18 protein-coding genes and 1 riboswitch are annotated in these 18,775 nt (G+C 43.5%); of the genes, 6 read left to right on the top strand and 12 right to left on the bottom strand.

Annotated features, from left to right (window positions below; genetic code table 11):
* Positions 1–10: 10 nt before the first annotated feature.
* Complete coding sequence (locus BUC22_RS16225; protein WP_013381072.1) at positions 11–739, bottom strand: NAD-dependent protein deacylase; 729 nt, start codon at positions 737–739, stop codon at positions 11–13.
* 166 nt (positions 740–905) lie between these two features.
* Between BUC22_RS16225 and BUC22_RS16230 the strand changes: the two genes are divergently transcribed.
* A complete protein-coding gene (locus tag BUC22_RS16230; protein ID WP_013381073.1) occupies positions 906–1,583 on the top strand; it encodes a methyltransferase family protein in 678 nt (225 codons plus the stop codon).
* 107 nt (positions 1,584–1,690) lie between these two features.
* On the opposite strand, the gene BUC22_RS16235 is transcribed toward BUC22_RS16230, so the two are convergent.
* The 11 genes from BUC22_RS16235 to gpmA form a co-directional block, all read right to left on the bottom strand.
* The gene (locus BUC22_RS16235; protein ID WP_013381074.1) at positions 1,691–2,914 is read right to left on the bottom strand and encodes a tyrosine-type recombinase/integrase; all 1,224 of its coding nucleotides are present in this window, start codon (positions 2,912–2,914) and stop codon (positions 1,691–1,693) included.
* Positions 2,915–2,989: 75 nt separating this feature from the next.
* Positions 2,990–3,211 (bottom strand): hypothetical protein, encoded by a 222-nt coding sequence (locus BUC22_RS16240; protein WP_013381075.1) that lies wholly within the window; start codon positions 3,209–3,211, stop codon positions 2,990–2,992.
* Between the two features lie 160 nt (positions 3,212–3,371).
* The gene (locus tag BUC22_RS16245; protein ID WP_013381076.1) at positions 3,372–3,800 is read right to left on the bottom strand and encodes a hypothetical protein; all 429 of its coding nucleotides are present in this window, start codon (positions 3,798–3,800) and stop codon (positions 3,372–3,374) included.
* 548 nt (positions 3,801–4,348) lie between these two features.
* A complete protein-coding gene (locus BUC22_RS16255; protein ID WP_013381078.1) occupies positions 4,349–5,062 on the bottom strand; it encodes an ImmA/IrrE family metallo-endopeptidase in 714 nt (237 codons plus the stop codon).
* On the bottom strand, positions 5,059–5,319 hold the full coding sequence (locus BUC22_RS16260) for a hypothetical protein (protein ID WP_013381079.1): 261 nt from the start codon (positions 5,317–5,319) through the stop codon (positions 5,059–5,061). The genes BUC22_RS16255 and BUC22_RS16260 overlap by 4 nt, the downstream gene beginning before the upstream one ends.
* A 253-nt stretch (positions 5,320–5,572) precedes the next feature.
* Positions 5,573–5,989, bottom strand: a complete 417-nt coding sequence (locus BUC22_RS16270) for a LexA family protein (RefSeq protein ID WP_242835448.1) — start codon at positions 5,987–5,989, stop codon at positions 5,573–5,575.
* 211 nt (positions 5,990–6,200) lie between these two features.
* Positions 6,201–6,638, bottom strand: coding sequence for a GNAT family N-acetyltransferase (locus BUC22_RS16275; RefSeq protein WP_238054404.1), 438 nt, complete (start codon positions 6,636–6,638; stop codon positions 6,201–6,203).
* Positions 6,639–6,983: 345 nt separating this feature from the next.
* The gene (locus BUC22_RS16280; protein ID WP_013381083.1) at positions 6,984–7,760 is read right to left on the bottom strand and encodes a MerR family transcriptional regulator; all 777 of its coding nucleotides are present in this window, start codon (positions 7,758–7,760) and stop codon (positions 6,984–6,986) included.
* 91 nt (positions 7,761–7,851) lie between these two features.
* A complete protein-coding gene (locus tag BUC22_RS21325; protein WP_242946568.1) occupies positions 7,852–9,279 on the bottom strand; it encodes a WYL domain-containing protein in 1,428 nt (475 codons plus the stop codon).
* Positions 9,280–9,431: 152 nt separating this feature from the next.
* Positions 9,432–12,506 (bottom strand): hypothetical protein, encoded by a 3,075-nt coding sequence (locus BUC22_RS16290; RefSeq protein ID WP_013381085.1) that lies wholly within the window; start codon positions 12,504–12,506, stop codon positions 9,432–9,434.
* 336 nt (positions 12,507–12,842) lie between these two features.
* Positions 12,843–13,586, bottom strand: a complete 744-nt coding sequence (gpmA, locus tag BUC22_RS16295; RefSeq protein ID WP_041690284.1) for a 2,3-diphosphoglycerate-dependent phosphoglycerate mutase — start codon at positions 13,584–13,586, stop codon at positions 12,843–12,845.
* A 240-nt stretch (positions 13,587–13,826) separates the two neighbouring features.
* On the opposite strand from gpmA, the gene BUC22_RS16300 reads away from it, so the two are divergent.
* The 5 genes from BUC22_RS16300 (at position 13,827) to BUC22_RS16320 (ending at position 18,655) form a co-directional block, all read left to right on the top strand.
* Positions 13,827–14,741 carry a DHH family phosphoesterase gene (locus BUC22_RS16300; RefSeq protein WP_013381107.1) on the top strand — a complete coding sequence of 305 codons (915 nt, stop codon included), beginning with the start codon at positions 13,827–13,829 and terminating at the stop codon, positions 14,739–14,741.
* A 92-nt stretch (positions 14,742–14,833) separates the two neighbouring features.
* A riboswitch (molybdenum cofactor riboswitch) is annotated at positions 14,834–14,969 on the top strand.
* Positions 14,961–16,001 carry an ABC transporter substrate-binding protein gene (locus BUC22_RS16305; RefSeq protein ID WP_013381108.1) on the top strand — a complete coding sequence of 347 codons (1,041 nt, stop codon included), beginning with the start codon at positions 14,961–14,963 and terminating at the stop codon, positions 15,999–16,001. It overlaps the preceding riboswitch by 9 nt.
* A 64-nt stretch (positions 16,002–16,065) precedes the next feature.
* Positions 16,066–17,073, top strand: coding sequence for a FecCD family ABC transporter permease (locus BUC22_RS16310; RefSeq protein ID WP_041690285.1), 1,008 nt, complete (start codon positions 16,066–16,068; stop codon positions 17,071–17,073).
* Positions 17,073–17,849: an ABC transporter ATP-binding protein gene (locus tag BUC22_RS16315; protein ID WP_013381110.1), complete on the top strand. Its 777-nt coding sequence runs from the start codon at positions 17,073–17,075 to the stop codon at positions 17,847–17,849. The genes BUC22_RS16310 and BUC22_RS16315 overlap by 1 nt, the downstream gene beginning before the upstream one ends.
* 14 nt (positions 17,850–17,863) lie before the next feature.
* A complete protein-coding gene (locus BUC22_RS16320) occupies positions 17,864–18,655 on the top strand; it encodes an XdhC family protein (protein WP_013381111.1) in 792 nt (263 codons plus the stop codon).
* The last annotated feature ends 120 nt before the right edge of the window (positions 18,656–18,775 follow it).

The following is an 18,775-nucleotide window of genomic DNA, read 5'->3' on the forward strand; positions in this document are numbered from 1 at the left end:
TGTGTCAGCGTCAGCATTCAACTTTGATCTGCTCCATAACCTTGCCAATGGCGTCGTGGATCGCCAGGGAAGCTTCTGATTCTCTGGCAGTGGCGTCCTTATTGATAACCACCAGATTCTTTCCTCTAAAATAGTCAATAAAACTGGCTGCCGGATAAACGACCAAAGATGTTCCGCCGATAATCAGCGTATCCGCCTCACTGATTGCCTGCACGGCTTTCTGGATAGTATCTGAGTCAAGAGCCTCTTCATAAAGCACTACGTCTGGCTTGATCATTCCCCCGCAGGCGTCGCATTTTGGCACTCCATCCGCATTTATAACATAGACGGCGTCAAAAAACTTCCCACATTTTTGACAGTAATTGCGATGAATACTGCCGTGCAGCTCATAAACCGTCCTGCTACCTGCTGCCTGGTGCAGACCGTCGATATTTTGTGTCACCACAGCTTTAAGCTTTCCACATTTTTCAAGCTCTGCCAGCTTCATATGGGCAGCGTTTGGCTTAGCGTCCAAAAACATCATTTTGTTTTTATAAAAATCATAAAAGGCTTCTGTATGGTTTACGAAAAAGCTGTGGCTTACCACTTGTTCAGGCGGATAGCGGTACTCCTGCATATAAAGACCATTACTGCTGCGAAAATCAGGAATCCCACTTTCTGTTGAGACACCCGCTCCGCCAAAAAATACAATGCTTTTGCCCTCATCAATAATTTTCTGCAATTGTTCAATCTGTTCCATGGCTAAAACCTCTTTTTATTTTTAGTATATCACACTTTATGATAAAAAAATCAATCATTTCTACTAAAAGAGTGATAAACCATCCTTCTCTACTGTATAAGGATCTTGAAATATGGTATAATAACAACATTTTTAAAATCCAATTTTTCTTTCAGGAGAATTTTTTATGAAAAAACAAACCATTGGCTTTGCCGCCCTGGCAATGCTGCAAAAAATATTAAGCCTGTCCTGTTTTTTAGTTGCAGCCGGGACTCTGGGCTGTATACGCGGCTGGATCTATTTTATTTTATATCTGATTATCATGGCTGGCACACTGGCTGTCCTGTTACACCGCAACCCAACCGCTCTGTCGTTTCCAGAAAAAAATGCAGAGAAAGCTTCCGGGAGCGATATCACCCTTCGCAATTTTTGCAGTCCTTTGTCTTTTTACGGCATTTACATCGTTGCCGGGCTGGAAGCACGGTTCCATTGGTCCTCGGTACCTCAGCCGGTTGTGGCTGCCGGACTTGTTCTCAGCGCTGTCGCCAACCTGCTGATGTCCTGGGCGCTGCTTTCAAACAAGTACTATGAAGCGGACACGCCGATGCTGAAGGATGCTCAGCCCGTAGTCTGTAGCAGTGGTCCCTACCGTTTTGTAAGACATCCCGGCTACCTCTTTATGAGCTTCTGGGCCGTCACTGTCGGGATGATTTTTGGGTGGGCCACTGGTATTGTGTCCGCGGTCATAGTCCTTCTGCTGATCCTGCGAACCTATTATGAGGATCAATCGCTGCTGGCCTCTTTCCCCGGCTATGTACGCTATGCCCAACAGGTAAAATACCGATTAATCCCATTTATCTGGTAAACCTAAAACCGTATTTTGTCTGACCTCACGTTCCTCTTCTCTATTTTTCGGGGTTTTTAGCGATTTCGCTAATTTCTTCACCCCTTGATTCACCCCAAACCAGGGGCCTATTCCGTCTTTAATAACCCGAGTTGTCTCTGTTCGAATGCTCCATTCACAACAGCGTACAACTCTTTTGGTCTATTATACTTCACTTTTGCATATATGTCCATTGTGATTTTGCTGCTCTCATGACCAGCCAGATACTGCACTGTTTTCGGGTCCACAGATGCAGCGATCAGGTTGGTAATATAGGTATGACGCAGCTCATGCGGTGTCACCTGAAAGTCCAATGTATATACAACCGTGTTGTTATGCTTAGCCTTTTCTCCAAGCACCGGCGTAACTGTATGCTTGATTTTCTCACCGTTCACATATCTCACATAAGTTCTCTCCTTGGTTGATCGTGTCACAATATACTGCCACACTCTCCTAAACTGTGTATAGGAAAGGGCCTCACCACCTCTATTACACACCACAAACTCAGATTTCGACTGTTCCTTTGCTTCTCTTAAGCATTCAGTCAGACAATCTGGAAGTGGAATATCTCTTTTTGCAGCCTTCGTTTTCAGCTGTTCTGTAATAACCGGACGATTACGCTCTGTGTGCCAGGCTCTTTTCACAGAAAGATACGGCACCTCTTCATCAAGAAACACACAATCCCATTTAAGTCCCAGAATTTCTTCTCGTCGAAGTCCAGCATAAAGCCCCAGCATTACAAACACATAAGGTGGCAGACCCTTGATCGCATCCAAAAGCATTTCCACCTGCTCATCTGTCAATGGCGGTTTCTCCTTCTCCGGAACGCCTCCCCTGGAAGGGATTCTCTTCGTTGGATTTTCCCTGATTAAATGATTGTCCTCTGCTGAATAGAAAATGCACTTCAACAGCATCACCACGGAATGATATACCGATTCAGATTTTTTTGAAACCGGCACCAAAGCCATCTTGATATCATCCTGCGTCACATCTGCCATGTACATATGCCCCAGCGGCTGAACGATATAGTTTTTCACCTTTGACGTGTAATCTAACATTGTCGTATATCTGACATGGGCCGACTGCATGTACAGCCATTTTTCAGCATACTCTTTTACTGTTGGTGTCTTCTGCCTGAAGATCTTGTCCTCGATCTGTCGATTAGCTTCTTCTACCTTATCATAAAGTTCTTCCCTTGTTTTCCCATAAAGAGCAACTCTCTTTCCACCTGCATCTCGAATTCTAGTTCTATAATAAGTCACTCCGTTATGCACCACTGTTCCGTATTTCGGAATCTGACGTCTTCTAGCCATTACGTCCCTCCATTCTTCCCAGCACTGTAATTATTATTTAACATATGCCGGGAGTTCTATCCATGTTGTCGATTTCTATACTCTTCTCTTTCTGTAGGTTGGGTTATTATCCAAAGGTCTTGCACGATGGGTGCAGCGAGCAACGTATTCCTGTAATGCTCTCTCTGTAAAATACACACAACCATTTTCTACATACTGCACATAGGTGATATGACCACAGCTACGTGCCTGATCCAGTGCTGTAACACTGATTCCCAATATTTTTGCAGCCTCTTTTCGGCTAATTAATTTTTCCATTCTATGTACCTCTTTCTCAGTTATTGTTTCTGGAACCGGAAGCTCTCGCATCCACACTACGATAGCTCCGGAAACCTTGCCAGGTTCTTGACCCCTCTATATAATCTGTGGTCACGTTTTTTTGACTGCATCTCCACTTTTATGAAACTTTTTTTGCTTTTTAGAATAATTCTCGGAGTAATTCTACGATTTTGTGCATTCTTGTATTGGCCTGCTTTTTGGAAAGTCCATAACGGACACAGAGTGCATCCAGAAATTTTCCTTCTCCCTTGCCTTCAAAGTATTCTATGATGAAGCAGCTGTCTTCCTCGTCAAGCATAGCTAACACCTCATGCAGGCGTTCCAGCTGCAGCTTGTGCATTACAATCTCCTCGACATCCATATCAGGATCGGCCATCTCAAAGCTTCCAACCTCTCCATCCGGTCCCATCATTGCATCCGAAGACAGAATCTCAACGCCATATTTTTCTCTTGCCTGTTCCTCTCTGTATTTTGCCTGGGTTAATGCGTGGAGCCCGTTGTCAATCTTTTTGATGTGCTCCTCTGTTAAATTCTCGTTTCTGCAGATTCTTTCGTATTTGTAGATCATAAAAGTCCTTTCCCAAGCATTTGCCGGGATCAGGACTTCTACTGACCGTACGAAGCAATCGATATTGGAGCTGGCAGCAAAACAAGCATTTTTGAGCATAAAGAAAAGCGCCGTCGAAATAAGTCAAATAAAAGGATATGGTTATCCCATTATTCAATGACTTGCTTCGTACGGCGCTTGGTAGATTATCCGATCAATGACCGGCTCCGCTTGCTCGATTAAAAGTTCGTAATTGTTATTTTGTTTCTTATTTGATTGTTAGCGAATCATGCCTCTTTTCTGATACGGACCGGTATAAGCATAATTCTTTCTTTTCATCCTGCGGAAATATGCAGGACTTAAGGGTCCTTCAAATTTACACTTGCGACATCTGACATAGACAACCTCGGTCTGAGTCAGTGGTACATCCGTCACCTTGAAGCCACAGATTGGACATCGCATTTCGCGGGAACCAACCTCCTCAGCAGCTTCCATAGATAATAGAAGCTTTCGCTGAATATCTTCACAGGGAATCGGATACTTTGGGTTAAATCTTAATGTTGCCTGATTCAACCAATCACCTCCGTCATTAATGTAGCCTCAACATACTCATCAATTGGTCTGCACTCAACCATATCGAGCTGTTTGATTCGGATCAGGAGTGCTGAAAAGGACACTCCGATCTGTGCTGCCATTTTCTTTATGATAATTCGATCCTTTGGAGCAAATACACTGTCTCCATAGATCTTAAGCTTGTTTCCATTGTTAAAGTCCTTCAATGCAGCTTCTACAATAAAGTAAGGCATCAGAAGTGCTGCAGCAAGCTTGTCAGCCTGCGTTTCAGCCAGATTGAAATGCTTCTTCATCTCAGCTAACGAATACTCCCGCTCCGCGTCGAATGTCCGCTGGAACTGGGGCACTGGATTGTGGCGATTAATAATGAAATGTGCCACCTCGTGCGCGATGGTAAAGCGGCGTTTCCCGCTCTCTGTTTCCTTTCGAAGATTAGCTTCCACAACGATTGTTCCCAAAGGGAAAAGAAATGGAACGATCTTGTTTCCTCTTTTTACCTTCAAAGGTGTAATTCCGTCTGACAGAAATCCGATTTTATCGTAATCGTCCTCTGCGTAAGTTTCATATACAACGTTAAGTCCCATTGAATTAGCAATGCCTTCAATATCCACACACCTTGGAAGGCCTGCTATTCCTGACTTTTTAATGTAGGTCAGAACTACTCCTGTACCGAGCTCATCAAGCTCTCTGTTTGGAATAAAGTGTTTCAAGCTGAGTCAACCTCCGTCTGGTCCGGATCCTCAATGGTATACACATACCAGGTTGATCCTAACCGATATATATTTTTTACCGCACTCCCAATTGCAATGGTGTAGCGAATTCCTTCAAACTCATTGTTGACCGGTCCGGCCATATGGATGACTCTGTCAATATTCCAGGTACGTCCATCCTCCCAGAAGATCTTCTTCGGGACAATGGAGCCATCAGCATAAGTAATGCTTTCTACACTGACGTTCACTCTGCTCATACATAACCAACCTCCAGATCGTATACTTTCCCATATTCTTATGCGTGCAGCACTGCAGGCTTGCAATGCCCATTCACGGCGATTATGGGGATTCGGATTGTTTCACCGAATCGATTTAATCTGGTCATGGAGCTGCATTCTTCGCATTCCATCCATCCGTCAGTTTCCTCCAAAAAGAGGTTGTGATTTACATGTCCACACACAGGGCACTTCACATCATACTGTTTCATCGGCTAATCCTCCCTTAAAAAGTTTATATCGCCTTGATCACATGACTTAGAACTCCCTGACAGATCAGCGAACTGATCAGAATCTTCTTATCCGGATATACTTCCTGGTTCATATACTCAAGAACAACCTTGCGGGATTCCTTGTCGATTCCCGCATAACGCTTCAGCGTATTCTCATTGTTCTCATCTAGTGCGGGTTCACCACAGTTGATTGCACCGACAGCATCTACCTGCTCGGACTCAACTATAATCTTGCCCATGTCCGGAATGGATATCCTTCCATCCTGGTAAGAAATCATGCCCTTCTTATCCATCGCCACAAGATACTTATACGCAGTGCTTCTGACAACACCCATCGCATTGGAAATCTGCGTGATGGTAGGCATGAGGCCGTTATACTCCCTATAATAGCCACTGATATACTCTTTGATTCTGTCCATTAGTTCTGGATCCTTAGTATTCATAAAAGGATCCTCTCTTTCTAATTCTAAATCTATACCGGAAATAAGTTGTTTCCACCTGCGATATGGTCATTATAGAATATATGTTCGTGGTCTGCAAGCACTTTTTGTGCCAAAAGAAGAAGGTGTCGCCATCAGACAACACCTTCCACGATTATCGTTATAAAATTGTGATTTGTTCGTCAGAAAATCAGAATAACTGACCTGGAAGCTTCAATTTTTCCTTGGTAGGAAATGTAGCGTCATACTTCTCGGCTTCATTTTCATCTACCATATAGCCTTCCGGTGTAGCATACTCTCCAGTGATTCCATCCAGGTAACCGGGAATCAGCTCCTTGCACAGAAAAAAAGATGCATCCTCACCTTCTGGTAATCCGTGGTAACGAATACCATACTCACTGGCATACGTAAAACCGCTCTTTCCATAGAAATCAATGTTTCCTTCGAAGCATACAGCTCCAAATCCCATAGCGGCAACCTTCTCAAGCGAATAATCCAACAGGATTTTACCATAGCCCTTTCTCTTAAGCTCTGGTGTGATACAGATTGGACCCATGGTTATAATCGGAACATCTCTTCCATCATCTGATTTGATCACTGCCTTCATAAACATATTCTGTCCAATCATCTTTCCATCCAACTCCATTACGAAATCGAGTTCTGGAATAAACGCAGGATCCTCTCGCAATTGATTGAGCACATAATGCTCCAGACATCCCGGACGATACACGTTCCAAAATGATTCTCTTACAAGGTTTTCTACTACACGATATTCTTTTTTTCTCTAAACGAATGTTAATGACATTTGTATTCATTATTTATTTCCTCCTGAAAATTGATGACGTTCAATGCTTTCGAAAAGCGGGAGGTTTTGCGATTGTCAGCAAACCTCCCGGTTATGCCACAATCTCCAGTGTTCTGCTAATTGTCAAAAAGCAAACTCCTTTTTCATAAATGATTATTTAATTGGTAACTAGATCTCGGTCAGCCATTCATCTACGCTATCCTTGTTCCAGATACCATCAATATAACATTCTCTTGCAAGACCAGCAATCTCAAATCCATTTTCTTCTGCATATTTCATAATGTAGGCGTATGCCTCACCAATCTGATCATATGCACCTTTGTGGAAGATACTGATCACCTTTGTCTCAGGAAGCCGTCTGAATTTGATAGTGTCACTCTCAACACCCATGGCTGTTACAGCTTCGTTATGTCTGATTTGAATGTCTGTTTCCTTATGCTCTCCGTCAAGATACTCGCAAAATTCATAAGGTGGCTCCGCACATTTCAGATTCGGATTGAGCTTCATACACTCTGCTCCCTGAGCAGGAATCCACTGCATACTGTCTTCATACTTGTCCAGTACAGTTTCTGAATAATAAACGATCATTTCCGGAATAGTCTTTTCTGTTACCTGATATTTCATCTCTTCATCCTCCAATATGTGATTGATTATGGAGAGGCGAATATCAATGTCATCCCTTTGCTCCTGCAGTGCTTTCGCTTTCTCGGTAAAGATCTTTCTTGCATCCTTACCATTCATAATGTCTCTGATCTCATCTATGGATAGACCAAGCTGTCTATACGCTTTGATCTGAGCCGCTCTTGCCAGCTGACTGGTTTCATAAAAACGATATCCGGTCCAGAAATCAATCGATACCGGTATCAGAAGGCCTTCTCTTTCATAAAACCTGAGCGCCTTTACTGTCAGATGAGACAGCTTCGAAAATTCACCGATCTTTAGCATGTGACATTCACCTCCTTCGTTACAATCCATATTCTGGATGCTCCCCTAAGGGGAGAGTCAAGAGTCTTTTTAAATCTTTTTCAGATGATTATCACTCTATAGAATCCAATGCCTTTTTCAGCATTTCTCTATATTCATTTCGGACCTCCGTCGGCCCTTCAATTTTGATTTTTCCTGCAGATCCGAATACCCAGCGATAGAAGGTTGGGCTTGCGCAGACCTTAACCGTTGTCCGGAACTGTTCCTCACCGACGCTACGAGTCTTGATCTTCATACCGAACTTATCTACCACAGACTTCATACAGCAGTTGTCACAAAGCAAGGTCACGTCAACTGCTTCATCTGTAGAGAACATACGGAAGACTTCGGTTGTGTATTTGGATACATCATAGCCCTTCGGCTTCTTAACAGCCTTCTCTGTCAGCAGCTCCGGTTGCTTCTTAATGCGGTCTACTCGATAGGTGCGAACAGACTCCCTCTCATCACAGTAACCAGTCAGATAGTAATAGTCGCCATCCCAGATCAGATCAAATGGACTGACTGTATATGGTTTCCCATCGTTCCTGAGCACTTCCTTCTTCTTACCATTGATTTCAAAATAATAGAAGGAAATCTTCACGCCGGCATTAATGGCATCATTGATTGCATCAACAATGTAATAGCCTTTTTCATTCTCTGACTTCACACGGCCGGTGATATGCACAGATCTCTTTAACTTATCTGCATTGGTCTCACTGGTCAAAGAAATTAGCTTTTCAATCAGGCTCTCACTCTTCTTCTCCGTAATGAACTTGGAAGACTGCACTGCATCGATCAGAAGCTTTAACTCCGGCACAAAGAACTTGCGGTCTGCCAGGTAGTATTCCCAGGCACGCTTACGCTCTCCAATAATCTCGAATCCAGCTGCTCGAAGCAAATCAATATCCTTAGGCACGGTGGTTCTATGCACAAGAATATTGTGCTGCTCCATCATGCAGTCAGTGATCTGCTTTGTGGAAAGGGTATGTTCCTCATCGGTCTGCGTCAGAAGCATCTGATAGAGATATATGATGCGAAGCCTTGTATCGTTGTCCTCTGCCTTTGGTTCAATCACTACTTCTGTTTTGGTTGCCTGATCAGCTAAGATAACATCAGCAATTACCTGCGCTGCAAGCTTAGATCCAAGCTCATTTGGATGACAGCCATCCTCAGCAAAGATATCCTGCTTAGCTGCTTCCTCATAGAAGCACTTACCTACATCGGCAATCAAAGCTCCGTTCTGATCGGCAGCCTCATGATAAGCATCATACATCTTCTGAAACATCTCATCATAATCCATACCGAAGGATTCCAGCTGCTTGCCGCCCTTCTGATAAGCCCAGGTGGCATACAGAACCGGTACTGCTCCGTTGGCACGAATACGCTCGCACAGCAATGCAGTATTATTCAAGAAGCTTTCCCTGGAAGTAATCGGGCCGTTGCTCATCTCCTGGAGAATTACATAATCCCACTTCTCATTCTCCAGAGCCGCTTGCGTCATTCCTCCCATCTTGGTGTTAGGATTCAACTGCTCGGCAAGGCGTGCTCCACCACGGGTGTGCTGAACCACTTCGGCATCTATTAAGTTAGCCAGGGTATCTGGCATGTTGTTTGCAAAAGTAAAACTATTGCCAAGCATTAACACTCTCATATTTAACAGTCCTCGTTATTACTCATTAACAATGCTAAACAGCGAGTTCTCTCTTCTGGATTTAATTTCTTAAAATAGAAAACCACATCTTCAATCATTGCTTTACTTACAATTTGGTCGGCTTCTATTTTCATTTTCTCAACAGCTTCTATTGTTTCTTGTTTTAAAAATGCTGGTAAAATTCGGGTGTTATCCTTCCATATATGTATTTCTTCTCTTGTCTGGTTTCCTAAAGTAAGATACTGAGTTCTCCATACATGATCCTTTGTATCGATTGCATTTTCTGCACTCGAAATAACATCTTCAAGAACTGCATCAACATCAAAATCTAATTCTGCATCAGAGTATTTATTTCTTAATGAAGCAATTTCTTTCTGTAATAATTTTCTATCATTCACAGCTTCCTTCAAAACATTAATATCTGATACAAAATTATCTAAGGCTGTATTAAGCTCTTCAAAATCCTGCAAATCACGAGTAGCCATTCGATAGTTCATTACCATAGCAATGCAACTTTGGACATTTTCAATATCTTCTAATGTTTGTGTATTAGCTAAATCTTCCCAGATATTTTCCATATCTTGTTGCATTCTCTTTTTAGCAGAATCGAGTTTTGCTACACATTGATCCAATTGTGTATGTAATCGCTTTGCATCATTTCCTAAGGCTAATTCGTATTTTGATAATCGTTCTAACAAATCCTTAGCCTTTGCAAGCATATCAGAAACGTCCGTATAATTTTTGGTGGATACTTTTTTATATGCAGTTAAATACTTTTGTCCATCCGAAAGCAGTTCCTGTCGGCTTCTAATTTCATCCTTTTTAGCTAACTCAGCATCACCTTTTGCTGACAATTTCTTTGCATAAGTAGCAAATCTAAATTTCACTAATTTCTCATTGCACCGCTTAACATGCTTTTCAAACTGAGTCATTGCTTCTACAGATTTACAATGAATAGTACCCTCCAACCAATTTTCAAAACACGTGTCAACGATATTTCTTGCCTCGTTTCCCAACTCTAATAACCGATTTCTATATTCTTCGCTGATAGTAAAACCATTTTCATTAAATATTGAATATAAAGGAATTTCATCGATTGTCTCAAGTGCAACTAGCGCATTATATACATTACCTCTTTCATACGCGGTTTCGAGTTCGTCTTCAACCTTAACAATTCTGTCATCCCAATCTTTTCGGGCTCTAGCTGCGATTTCAAATCTAGAATTGGCTAATTTGTAATTTACTTCAAGAGACTCCGGTACTCCGTTATCATCAGCAAATTTCTGAATTTCTCTCTGCAAACGAATTACAGCATCTAAGTCTGTCGTTGCATCTAAGCGATTAATATATTGCTGGAATTTGGCTTCAACAGCATTAGTATCAATTAAAATCAATTTGGATGTTCTGATTAAGTCCATATTGATTTTTTTATCCTTGATAATAACTTCATCTTTCCAACGAATAATGCTGTTTTGTGAGCCATTATAGTGGATTCTTACACAGTAACTATGATTTGCAAGTAATACTGCAAGCATCATCAAAGCAGACTCTTCACTCAAGCCATACGGCGGATAACAATATTTTTCTAAAAATTGAACACAATCATACTTTTTAGAAGAGTTCAAATCACTTACTGCTTCTTCATATACAGCTCTAGCTCTAGATTCTGCTGGTGGCATAATAGCATAGTTTGTGCTAATACATTTCCAAGAAGTAGCACTGCTTTCCATTAGCACTGCTGTAATCTTACTCCTTACATCTGATGTAAAATCATGAATGGTGTCGTAATTTACATTATTTGAAAGAAGCATTTTAATGATTTGACAATAATATTGACTTCCTTTTCCTGTAAAATTATTCGAAGCAGTTAACAACCCGTCAAAATTAAACGAAACGACTTTTGGATATATACCTTCAAACACTTCTGTCAACGCAACCTGCAGACGCTTTTTCAGCTGAATTATTTCGTCAGGATATATGCACTGTCTTTGCTTTTTCAACATCTCAAATTCATTTCTCAAGATATCTTCAGCTTGGTTATAGTCATCAGAATATGCTCTAGAATACATTTGACGGATGCTATCATCCATCTGATCCAATACATCATAATTCTTCAATGCAGATGCTAAGCGGTCCTCAGAATCATTAAGCAACATCAGCAATATTGGTGATCCTTGGAGTTCTTTAGCAAACATATGTAAGCGTTTAATGTATTGATAATCCGTATCTTTATTTACATAAATCCATATTAATCTGCCTTTTGGCACTGCAGCGCTCACGCTTGCCTTCCAAGTTTTCTTGTATTCTCCAATTAATTCTTTTGATACGTCTTCTGCAAGAAGAACCTCCTGTGAATACTTCCACTCATTTGTAAGTATTTTATGCGTTGTACCAAAAGATGTTTCTTGCGGTTCGCTAAGCTCTCCTATTTCTAGGACTTTTGCAGTCTTAAACATTGCTCTGAAATCTGTTTTCCATGTAGCTGCAATTCGTTTCTTTTTGATTTTGTATTCATGAGCACCACGAGAATCTTCCATAAAGTCAAAACATCCTGCATGCTCATCAAATCCAAGTACTGCATACTCATTTTCAAGAAGTTCTAATTCGTCTTCTAATTCTGAGATGGTGAGTCCTGAACATAAAACCAATGCTTCTTTCGCATCTTCATAATCGCGAGTTTTAAACTTCAGAATACGTGCAATTAAGTTTGCTCTCAAAACTGCCAACAAACGATCGGAAAGTTTATCTCCTTGTTTTCTTAAAATATTATCATATCGAATACAATGCTGAGACAACTGTTTACCGTTTATCTCTGATGACAACATTTCTTGATACAGATCGCCACACATCAACTCTTCAGGAAGTACCAACGGTATTCCATTTTCAATTGAAGAATCCGCAACTTCTGCTATATACTGACTTATCAAAGTCATCGACGATCTATTTTGAAGATAATCTGATAATTGCGTAAGCATAAATGTAGCCAGCGGGTGCATCGGATAGATTCCTTCAACAATCACTTTTCTAAACAGTGAATAATCTGCCCACACACCACTTAATGACAGCCAACGATTCATCTGGGAATACAACTCTTCCCATTTTATTTCATTGTACTTCTGCCACTCAACTATGGTACTTTCAAACGCATCTCGGTTATTTCTGTATATTAAATTTGCAAATACAGTTTCCAAGTTTGATGAAATATGATATTTATCACTCTGGTCGTATCTGCCGATATATCTACTAATGTTTCTTGTTTGATCAACACGAACAAGATAACTCTTGGAGAACTGCGGTGCTCTACGAGCTGCTTTGAGACCGTATTACTTACCGATTAGTTACAGTGTAATGTCATTTTTATCTTCATAGAGCGGCAGAATAAGCCGCATTGAGAACAAACCGTTTTCCGTTTTTTATTTTGCTTTTCCCTGCTCAGCCACTTTTTTCATTCGTGTTTCAATAATGGATTGGTCTCCCAGGTAGTAATGGTCAGTCATATTAAAGTCATCGTCGAATTCATAAATCAAAGGAATACCGGTTGGGATATTGACACCCATGATCTCATCCTCCGACAGGTTTTCAAAATATTTAACCAGCGCGCGGATCGAGTTTCCGTGGGCTACCAGCAGAACGCGTTTGCCCTCAAGCATATCCTTTTTTATCACATTTTCATAATAAGGGATAACGCGAGTGATCGTATCCTTCAGGCTTTCTGCCAAAGGCAGCTCGCTTTTTTCCACATTTCGATACTGCTCCTGCAGCTGTGGGTTTCTGGGGTCATCCGGTTCCAGAGCCGGTGGACGGACGTCAAAGGATCGGCGCCAGATTTTGACCTGTTCCTCTCCGTATTTCTCTGCTGTCTCGGCCTTATTCAGCCCTTGCAAGGCGCCATAATGGCGTTCGTTAAGCTTCCAGTCCTTTATGACTGGCAGCCAGGCCCGGTCCATGGTATCCAAAACCACGTTTAAGGTATCCACCGCTCTTTTTAAAAAAGAGGTGTAACAGATATCAAAATCGTAGTCCTTTCCTTTTAGCATATTGCCAGCGTCTGCGGCTTCTTTAATACCTTTATTCGATAAAATTACGTCCGTCCATCCTGTAAACAGGTTCAGGCGGTTCCATTCACTTTCACCATGTCTTAAAAGTACAAGCTTCATCTTTATCATCTCCAGTTCTTTTAAAATTTTATACCCAAAAATTTCTGGAAATTGCATATTTTTCAAAAATGATTCTTTTTTATACCCAATTATTTTTTACAACTAAGATTCATTCTCATCTTTATCTAAATTTTACTTTAGAATCAAGTTGAAGTCCCTGCTGTTATCAACTATAATTGACATACAGGCAATAAAACACCTGTTTGATGATAATAATATCTGAGAGGGAGAGCTAATATTATGAGATTAATTACCCGTTCTGATTTCGACGGCCTTGTCTGTGGCGCGCTGCTCAAGGAAGCCGGAATCATTGACCACTGGAAATTTGCCCATCCTAAAGACTTGCAGGATGGCCTGGTAGAGGTCAACGAAGATGACTGTCTGGCAAATGTCCCTTTTGTGGAGGGCTGCGGCCTTTGGTTTGACCATCATTCCAGTGAGTTTGAGCGCAACCAGCTTGAAGGCAAATATAAAGGTGAAAGCCGTATCACGCCATCCTGTGCGAGAATCATTTACGAATACTATGGCGGTGAGGAACGCTTTTCACATTTCAATGAAATGCTGGCCGCCGTCGACAAGGTGGACTCTGGCAATTTGACTATTGATGAAATTCAAAACCCGGAAGGCTGGATATTGATCGGTTTTCTGATGGACCCCAGAACCGGGCTTGGACGCTGGCGTAATTTTACCATCTCCAACTACCAGCTGATGGAAAAGCTCATTGATGCCTGCCGTACCATGTCCACTGATGAGATTCTAAACCTTTCCGACGTTCAGGAGCGTATCGAAGTTTATTTTGAGCAAACCGCCAAGTTTAAGGAAATGGTAAACAAATATACCCGAACCGACGGCGATGTCATCATCTCTGATCTGCGCGGCGTCGACCCTATTTATACGGGGAACCGTTTTCTTATTTACAGTATGTATCCAAAGCAGAATATTTCTGCCTGGATTGTCAGCGGCAAAGGTGGTCTGGGCTGTTCTGTGGCTGTTGGTTATTCGGTCTTAAACCGGACTTCCAACATTGACGTTGGCAGTTTAATGCTGAAATATGGCGGTGGCGGCCATAAGGCTGTCGGCACCTGTCAGTTTAAAGACGAGGAAATTGAAGCGAAGCTCCCTAAGCTGCTGGATGAGCTTGTGAATCCTCAATAAAAATCATCCATCTGCAACCCCGCTTCTGTCACAGGGCGCGGGGAGTTTTATTTTTCTTCTTTAAAACGTTATCAAACCGTGCTATAATGAATTTATATAACAAGCTCTGATGGACTTAACCTAAAAACGGATTGCCCAAAATCATTTGTTCATGGTTTTGCCACGATAGGGTACTGTTGGAAACGGCTTTACCTTCTGTATTTGAAAAGGAGTAAAAAAATGAGAAAAAAACTACTGTGCATGATTCTGGTCCTTACTTTAATTTTAAGTATGACTGCCTGCAGCCCAAAGCAGGAGGACTCGTCAGACAAAGCATCCGGCGAGATTAAAGTCACAGACGCCATCGGACGCGAGGTGACGCTTCCTGCACCAGCGACGAAGGTGGTGGGAACACACAATCCATCCTTAAATACTGCGGTTGTCATTGGCGGCGGTGGCAAATACATTGTCGGATTTGGAAATAAAGATATGGCCCGTGGCCTGTACGAGGAAGTAATCGACGGATATGACGACCTGCCGCAAATCGGTAAGGCCAAGGATATCAATATGGAAACAGTTATGGAGTTGGGCGCAGACCTCGCTATTCTGCCTGAACGTTTCGCCAATCAAGCCGACCAGTTCGCCGAAGTCAATGTCCCGGCAGTTGTTGCTCTCCCCAATGATGAAAGCTTCGACACAGTCACCAACTCTCTGAAAATTGTCGGAAAGGCTCTGGGTGAGGACAAACGCGCGGAAAAAATCACTTCCTTTATCGACGATAAAATCGCCGATGTCAGCAAAAAGGTGGGTTCAGCCTCTGAAAAACCGTCCATTTTATTTTTAGGCGGTTCCAGCCCTCTCACCGTTGCGCCCGACGCCATGATTCAGACCTATATTATCGAAAAGGCCGGCGGTACTAACGCAGTCAGCGGGGTCGATAAAAAAGGGGAGTTCGCCGATGTGAGCATTGAACAGATTGTCGGCTGGAATCCCGATATTATCTGGATACCCTCCTATGCTAAATACAAGGCCGACGATCTTCTGAACGACCCGGCCTGGAGCAGCATTAAAGCCGTACAGGATAAGGCCGTTTATGTCTTTCCATCCTCTCTGGAGCCGTGGGACTACCCCACCGCCTCCTCTGTACTGGGAGTCTGCTGGGCAGCTAATAATCTTCACGGTGATCTTTACAGCTCAGATGATTTTATGAAGGATGTCGATGCCTTCTATCAGATGGTCTACGGCAAAACCTTTACCAAGGAACAGCTTGGGCTTCAATAAGCATTGAGGTCTTCCGGGCTGGCGGGCTGTGCAATTGCCTGCCGGCCCTTTCATTTTATCTGCTATGAAGAACACAAAACATCGACATCTCATTATTGTACTGAGCACCATATTGCTCTCGCTCATGGTTATCGCCTGCTGCGTTGGGCGTTATACAGTTAACCCTCAGGATATGCTTTATGCCATCCAGACTAAAATGACAGGCGAGCCGGGGAATCTGGCCATGGAAAACGTCTTTTTTGTCATTCGGCTGCCCCGTGTCATTGCCGCAGTCAGCATTGGTGCGGTGCTTTCACTCTGCGGCGCGGTCTATCAGGGCATTTTTAAAAACCCACTGGTATCGCCGGACTTGCTCGGTGTCTCCAAGGGCGCCTGTGTAGGCGCGGCTTTTTCAATCCTGCTGGGCGGCGGTATGCTTGCGCGTCAGCTGTCTGCTTTTGCCTTCGGCATCATCGCCATGCTTATGACCATGACCTTTCCAAAGCTCCTGCGCAACCAGAGCAACCTTGTTCTGGTGCTTGCCGGTATCATCACCAGCGGCTTTATGGACTCAATTCTTGGACTTATGAAATTCACTTCTGAAAATGATACGGATCTCGCCGCCATTGTTTTCTGGCAAATGGGCAGTCTGGCCTCCATAAAGGTTCATGAAATTCTTTCTGTGCTGCCTGTGTTCGCTGTTGGCGCGTTTATCCTGCTGAGCCTCTCCTTTCGGATCAACATCCTTTCCTTTGGCGATATTGAAGCCCAGAGCCTTGGGGTTAACGTTAAAAAAATCCGATGGATCATCATCCTGATCGCCAGCCTGCTGACAGCCAGTGCGGTCTGTATCAGCGGAACCATTGCCTGGATTGGGCTGATCATGCCCCATCTCGCAAGGATGCTGGCCGGCTCCGACCATATTAAATCTCTCCCGGTAACCATGCTGATGGGTGGTATTTTTCTTCTTCTCATTGATACCATCGCCCGGACCGCCACCTCTCTGGAAATTCCGCTTTCGGTTTTGACAGGACTCATCGGCGCGCCCTTCTTTGCCTGGCTTTTATACCGGCAGAAAGCAAAGGTAAGCTGATGAAGATACAAATTGAAAAGTTGTCCTTCTCCTATGATGAAGCCGCTCCTCTGCTAAAAAGTATTGACTTTACCCTTAACGCTGGGCGGGTAATATCCATTCTGGGACCAAACGGAGCGGGGAAAACAACGCTGCTCAACTGTATTGCAGGCCTTTTTAAGCCCAGGGAGGGTAATATCCTGATTGACGGAAAGAACATGGAGACGCTCTCCCACCGGGAGGTTGCCAGAATAATCGGCTATGTGCCACAGATCATTGTCCCTGCCTTTTCCTATTCTGTTTTAGATTATGTGGTGACAGGCTGCGCCCCGCACATTGGCACCTTTGAACGGCCAAAGCAGATTCATTTTGACGCTGCCATGGCTGCGCTGGAGTCCATGGGGATCGCGGCACTCAGAGATAAGCCCTACAACGAAATCAGCGGCGGCGAACGGCAGCAGGTCAGCATTGCGCGAGCTCTGGCTCAAAGGCCGGCTTTTATCCTGATGGATGAGCCCACCGCCCATCTGGACTATGGCAACCAGATTCAGGTTCTTAAGACAATCCGCACCATGGCTTCTCAGGGCTATGGCATTGCGCTGACCACACACAATCCCGACCATGCGCTGCTTCTGGGTGATCAGCTGGCTGTCCTGGAACGGGACGGCACCTTTACCTTTGGCAAATGTAAGGAGGTATTGACGGAGCCCTTTCTTAATCATCTTTACGGCATCGACCTCCGGCTTGAGGAAATTCCTTCTGTTGGCCGCCGGGTCTGCTTTGCACCAAAACTATAAAATGGAGGTTTACCATGAATCCAAAAAAATTACTGGAAGAACAGCTTAAGCTGGAGGAAGCCGGGCGTCCCTACGCAGTCATCACCATCATCCGGGCCAACGGCGCTGTCCCCAGAAAAAGCGGCAAAATGCTGGTAACCGCGGATGGCAACAGCATTGGCACCATTGGCGGCGGCAGCTCGGAGCTTTTGGCCATACAGGACGCTCAGGCATGTATCCGCTATGGCGAAAACGCCGTTAAGGATTATGTCCTGAACAGCGAAAACGGTATGGTCTGTGGCGGAGACTTCTCTGTATTTATTGAGGTTGAAAACCCAAGACCGCGTCTGCTGCTCTGCGGCGCTGGCCACGTTGGAACTGCCCTTATGAAAGCCGCCCATCTGGCTGGCTTTGATATCACTTTGGTCGATACCCGTGCAGAGGACCAGATCGGAGACGCCATCCTGCTGGCAGATACCTATGTGCCTGTTGAGGACTTCTACAAAGGGATTATGGCACTGACGATTCCCGCTGGAGCCTTTATCGTCATTACTACTTATGGCCATCGTTTTGACAAAGAAGCGTTGGCGGCAGCTCTGACCAAAAAGGCCGCCTATCTTGGAATGATCGGCAGCCGAAAAAAAATCGCAGCGGTTTATGAAAAGCTGCGTTCAGAGGGTTTTACCCATGAGCAGCTGGAAGCAGTTTATGCGCCCATTGGCATGGATATTGGCGGTGAAACCCCTGAGGAGATCGCCATTTCCATTGTCGCTGAAATGCTGGCGGTTAAATATAAACGAAGTGGCGCGCATTTAAAGGATCTCTAATTGATATGTTTATAATTTTACCGGAGACAGGTTCTCCGGTTTTTTATTTTTTGTTCAGAGTCTTTGAGTTGTTTTTGTGAAAGCCCGATTCATTTTAGACTCACTTTTGATTATTTTTTG

Origin of the sequence: Eubacterium callanderi, assembly GCF_900142645.1 — a bacterium.
In the GTDB taxonomy this organism is placed as follows: Bacteria; Bacillota; Clostridia; order Eubacteriales; family Eubacteriaceae; genus Eubacterium; species Eubacterium callanderi.

Coding starts and splice junctions, on each gene's coding strand:
- BUC22_RS16225 (WP_013381072.1), bottom strand. CDS start 739: ATGGAACAGATTGAACAATTGCAGAAAATTATTGATGAGGGCAAAAGC.
- BUC22_RS16270 (WP_242835448.1), bottom strand. CDS start 5,989: ATGGACAGAATCAAAGAGTATATCAGTGGCTATTATAGGGAGTATAAC.
- BUC22_RS16240 (WP_013381075.1), bottom strand. CDS start 3,211: ATGGAAAAATTAATTAGCCGAAAAGAGGCTGCAAAAATATTGGGAATC.
- BUC22_RS16245 (WP_013381076.1), bottom strand. CDS start 3,800: ATGATCTACAAATACGAAAGAATCTGCAGAAACGAGAATTTAACAGAG.
- BUC22_RS16290 (WP_013381085.1), bottom strand. CDS start 12,506: ATGAATCGTTGGCTGTCATTAAGTGGTGTGTGGGCAGATTATTCACTG.
- BUC22_RS16275 (WP_238054404.1), bottom strand. CDS start 6,638: ATGATTGGACAGAATATGTTTATGAAGGCAGTGATCAAATCAGATGAT.
- BUC22_RS16230 (WP_013381073.1), top strand. CDS start 906: ATGAAAAAACAAACCATTGGCTTTGCCGCCCTGGCAATGCTGCAAAAA.
- BUC22_RS16320 (WP_013381111.1), top strand. CDS start 17,864: ATGAATCCAAAAAAATTACTGGAAGAACAGCTTAAGCTGGAGGAAGCC.
- BUC22_RS21325 (WP_242946568.1), bottom strand. CDS start 9,279: ATGACGCAAGCGGCTCTGGAGAATGAGAAGTGGGATTATGTAATTCTC.
- BUC22_RS16305 (WP_013381108.1), top strand. CDS start 14,961: ATGAGAAAAAAACTACTGTGCATGATTCTGGTCCTTACTTTAATTTTA.
- gpmA (WP_041690284.1), bottom strand. CDS start 13,586: ATGAAGCTTGTACTTTTAAGACATGGTGAAAGTGAATGGAACCGCCTG.
- BUC22_RS16315 (WP_013381110.1), top strand. CDS start 17,073: ATGAAGATACAAATTGAAAAGTTGTCCTTCTCCTATGATGAAGCCGCT.
- BUC22_RS16300 (WP_013381107.1), top strand. CDS start 13,827: ATGAGATTAATTACCCGTTCTGATTTCGACGGCCTTGTCTGTGGCGCG.
- BUC22_RS16235 (WP_013381074.1), bottom strand. CDS start 2,914: ATGGCTAGAAGACGTCAGATTCCGAAATACGGAACAGTGGTGCATAAC.
- BUC22_RS16260 (WP_013381079.1), bottom strand. CDS start 5,319: ATGAGCAGAGTGAACGTCAGTGTAGAAAGCATTACTTATGCTGATGGC.
- BUC22_RS16280 (WP_013381083.1), bottom strand. CDS start 7,760: ATGCTAAAGATCGGTGAATTTTCGAAGCTGTCTCATCTGACAGTAAAG.
- BUC22_RS16310 (WP_041690285.1), top strand. CDS start 16,066: ATGAAGAACACAAAACATCGACATCTCATTATTGTACTGAGCACCATA.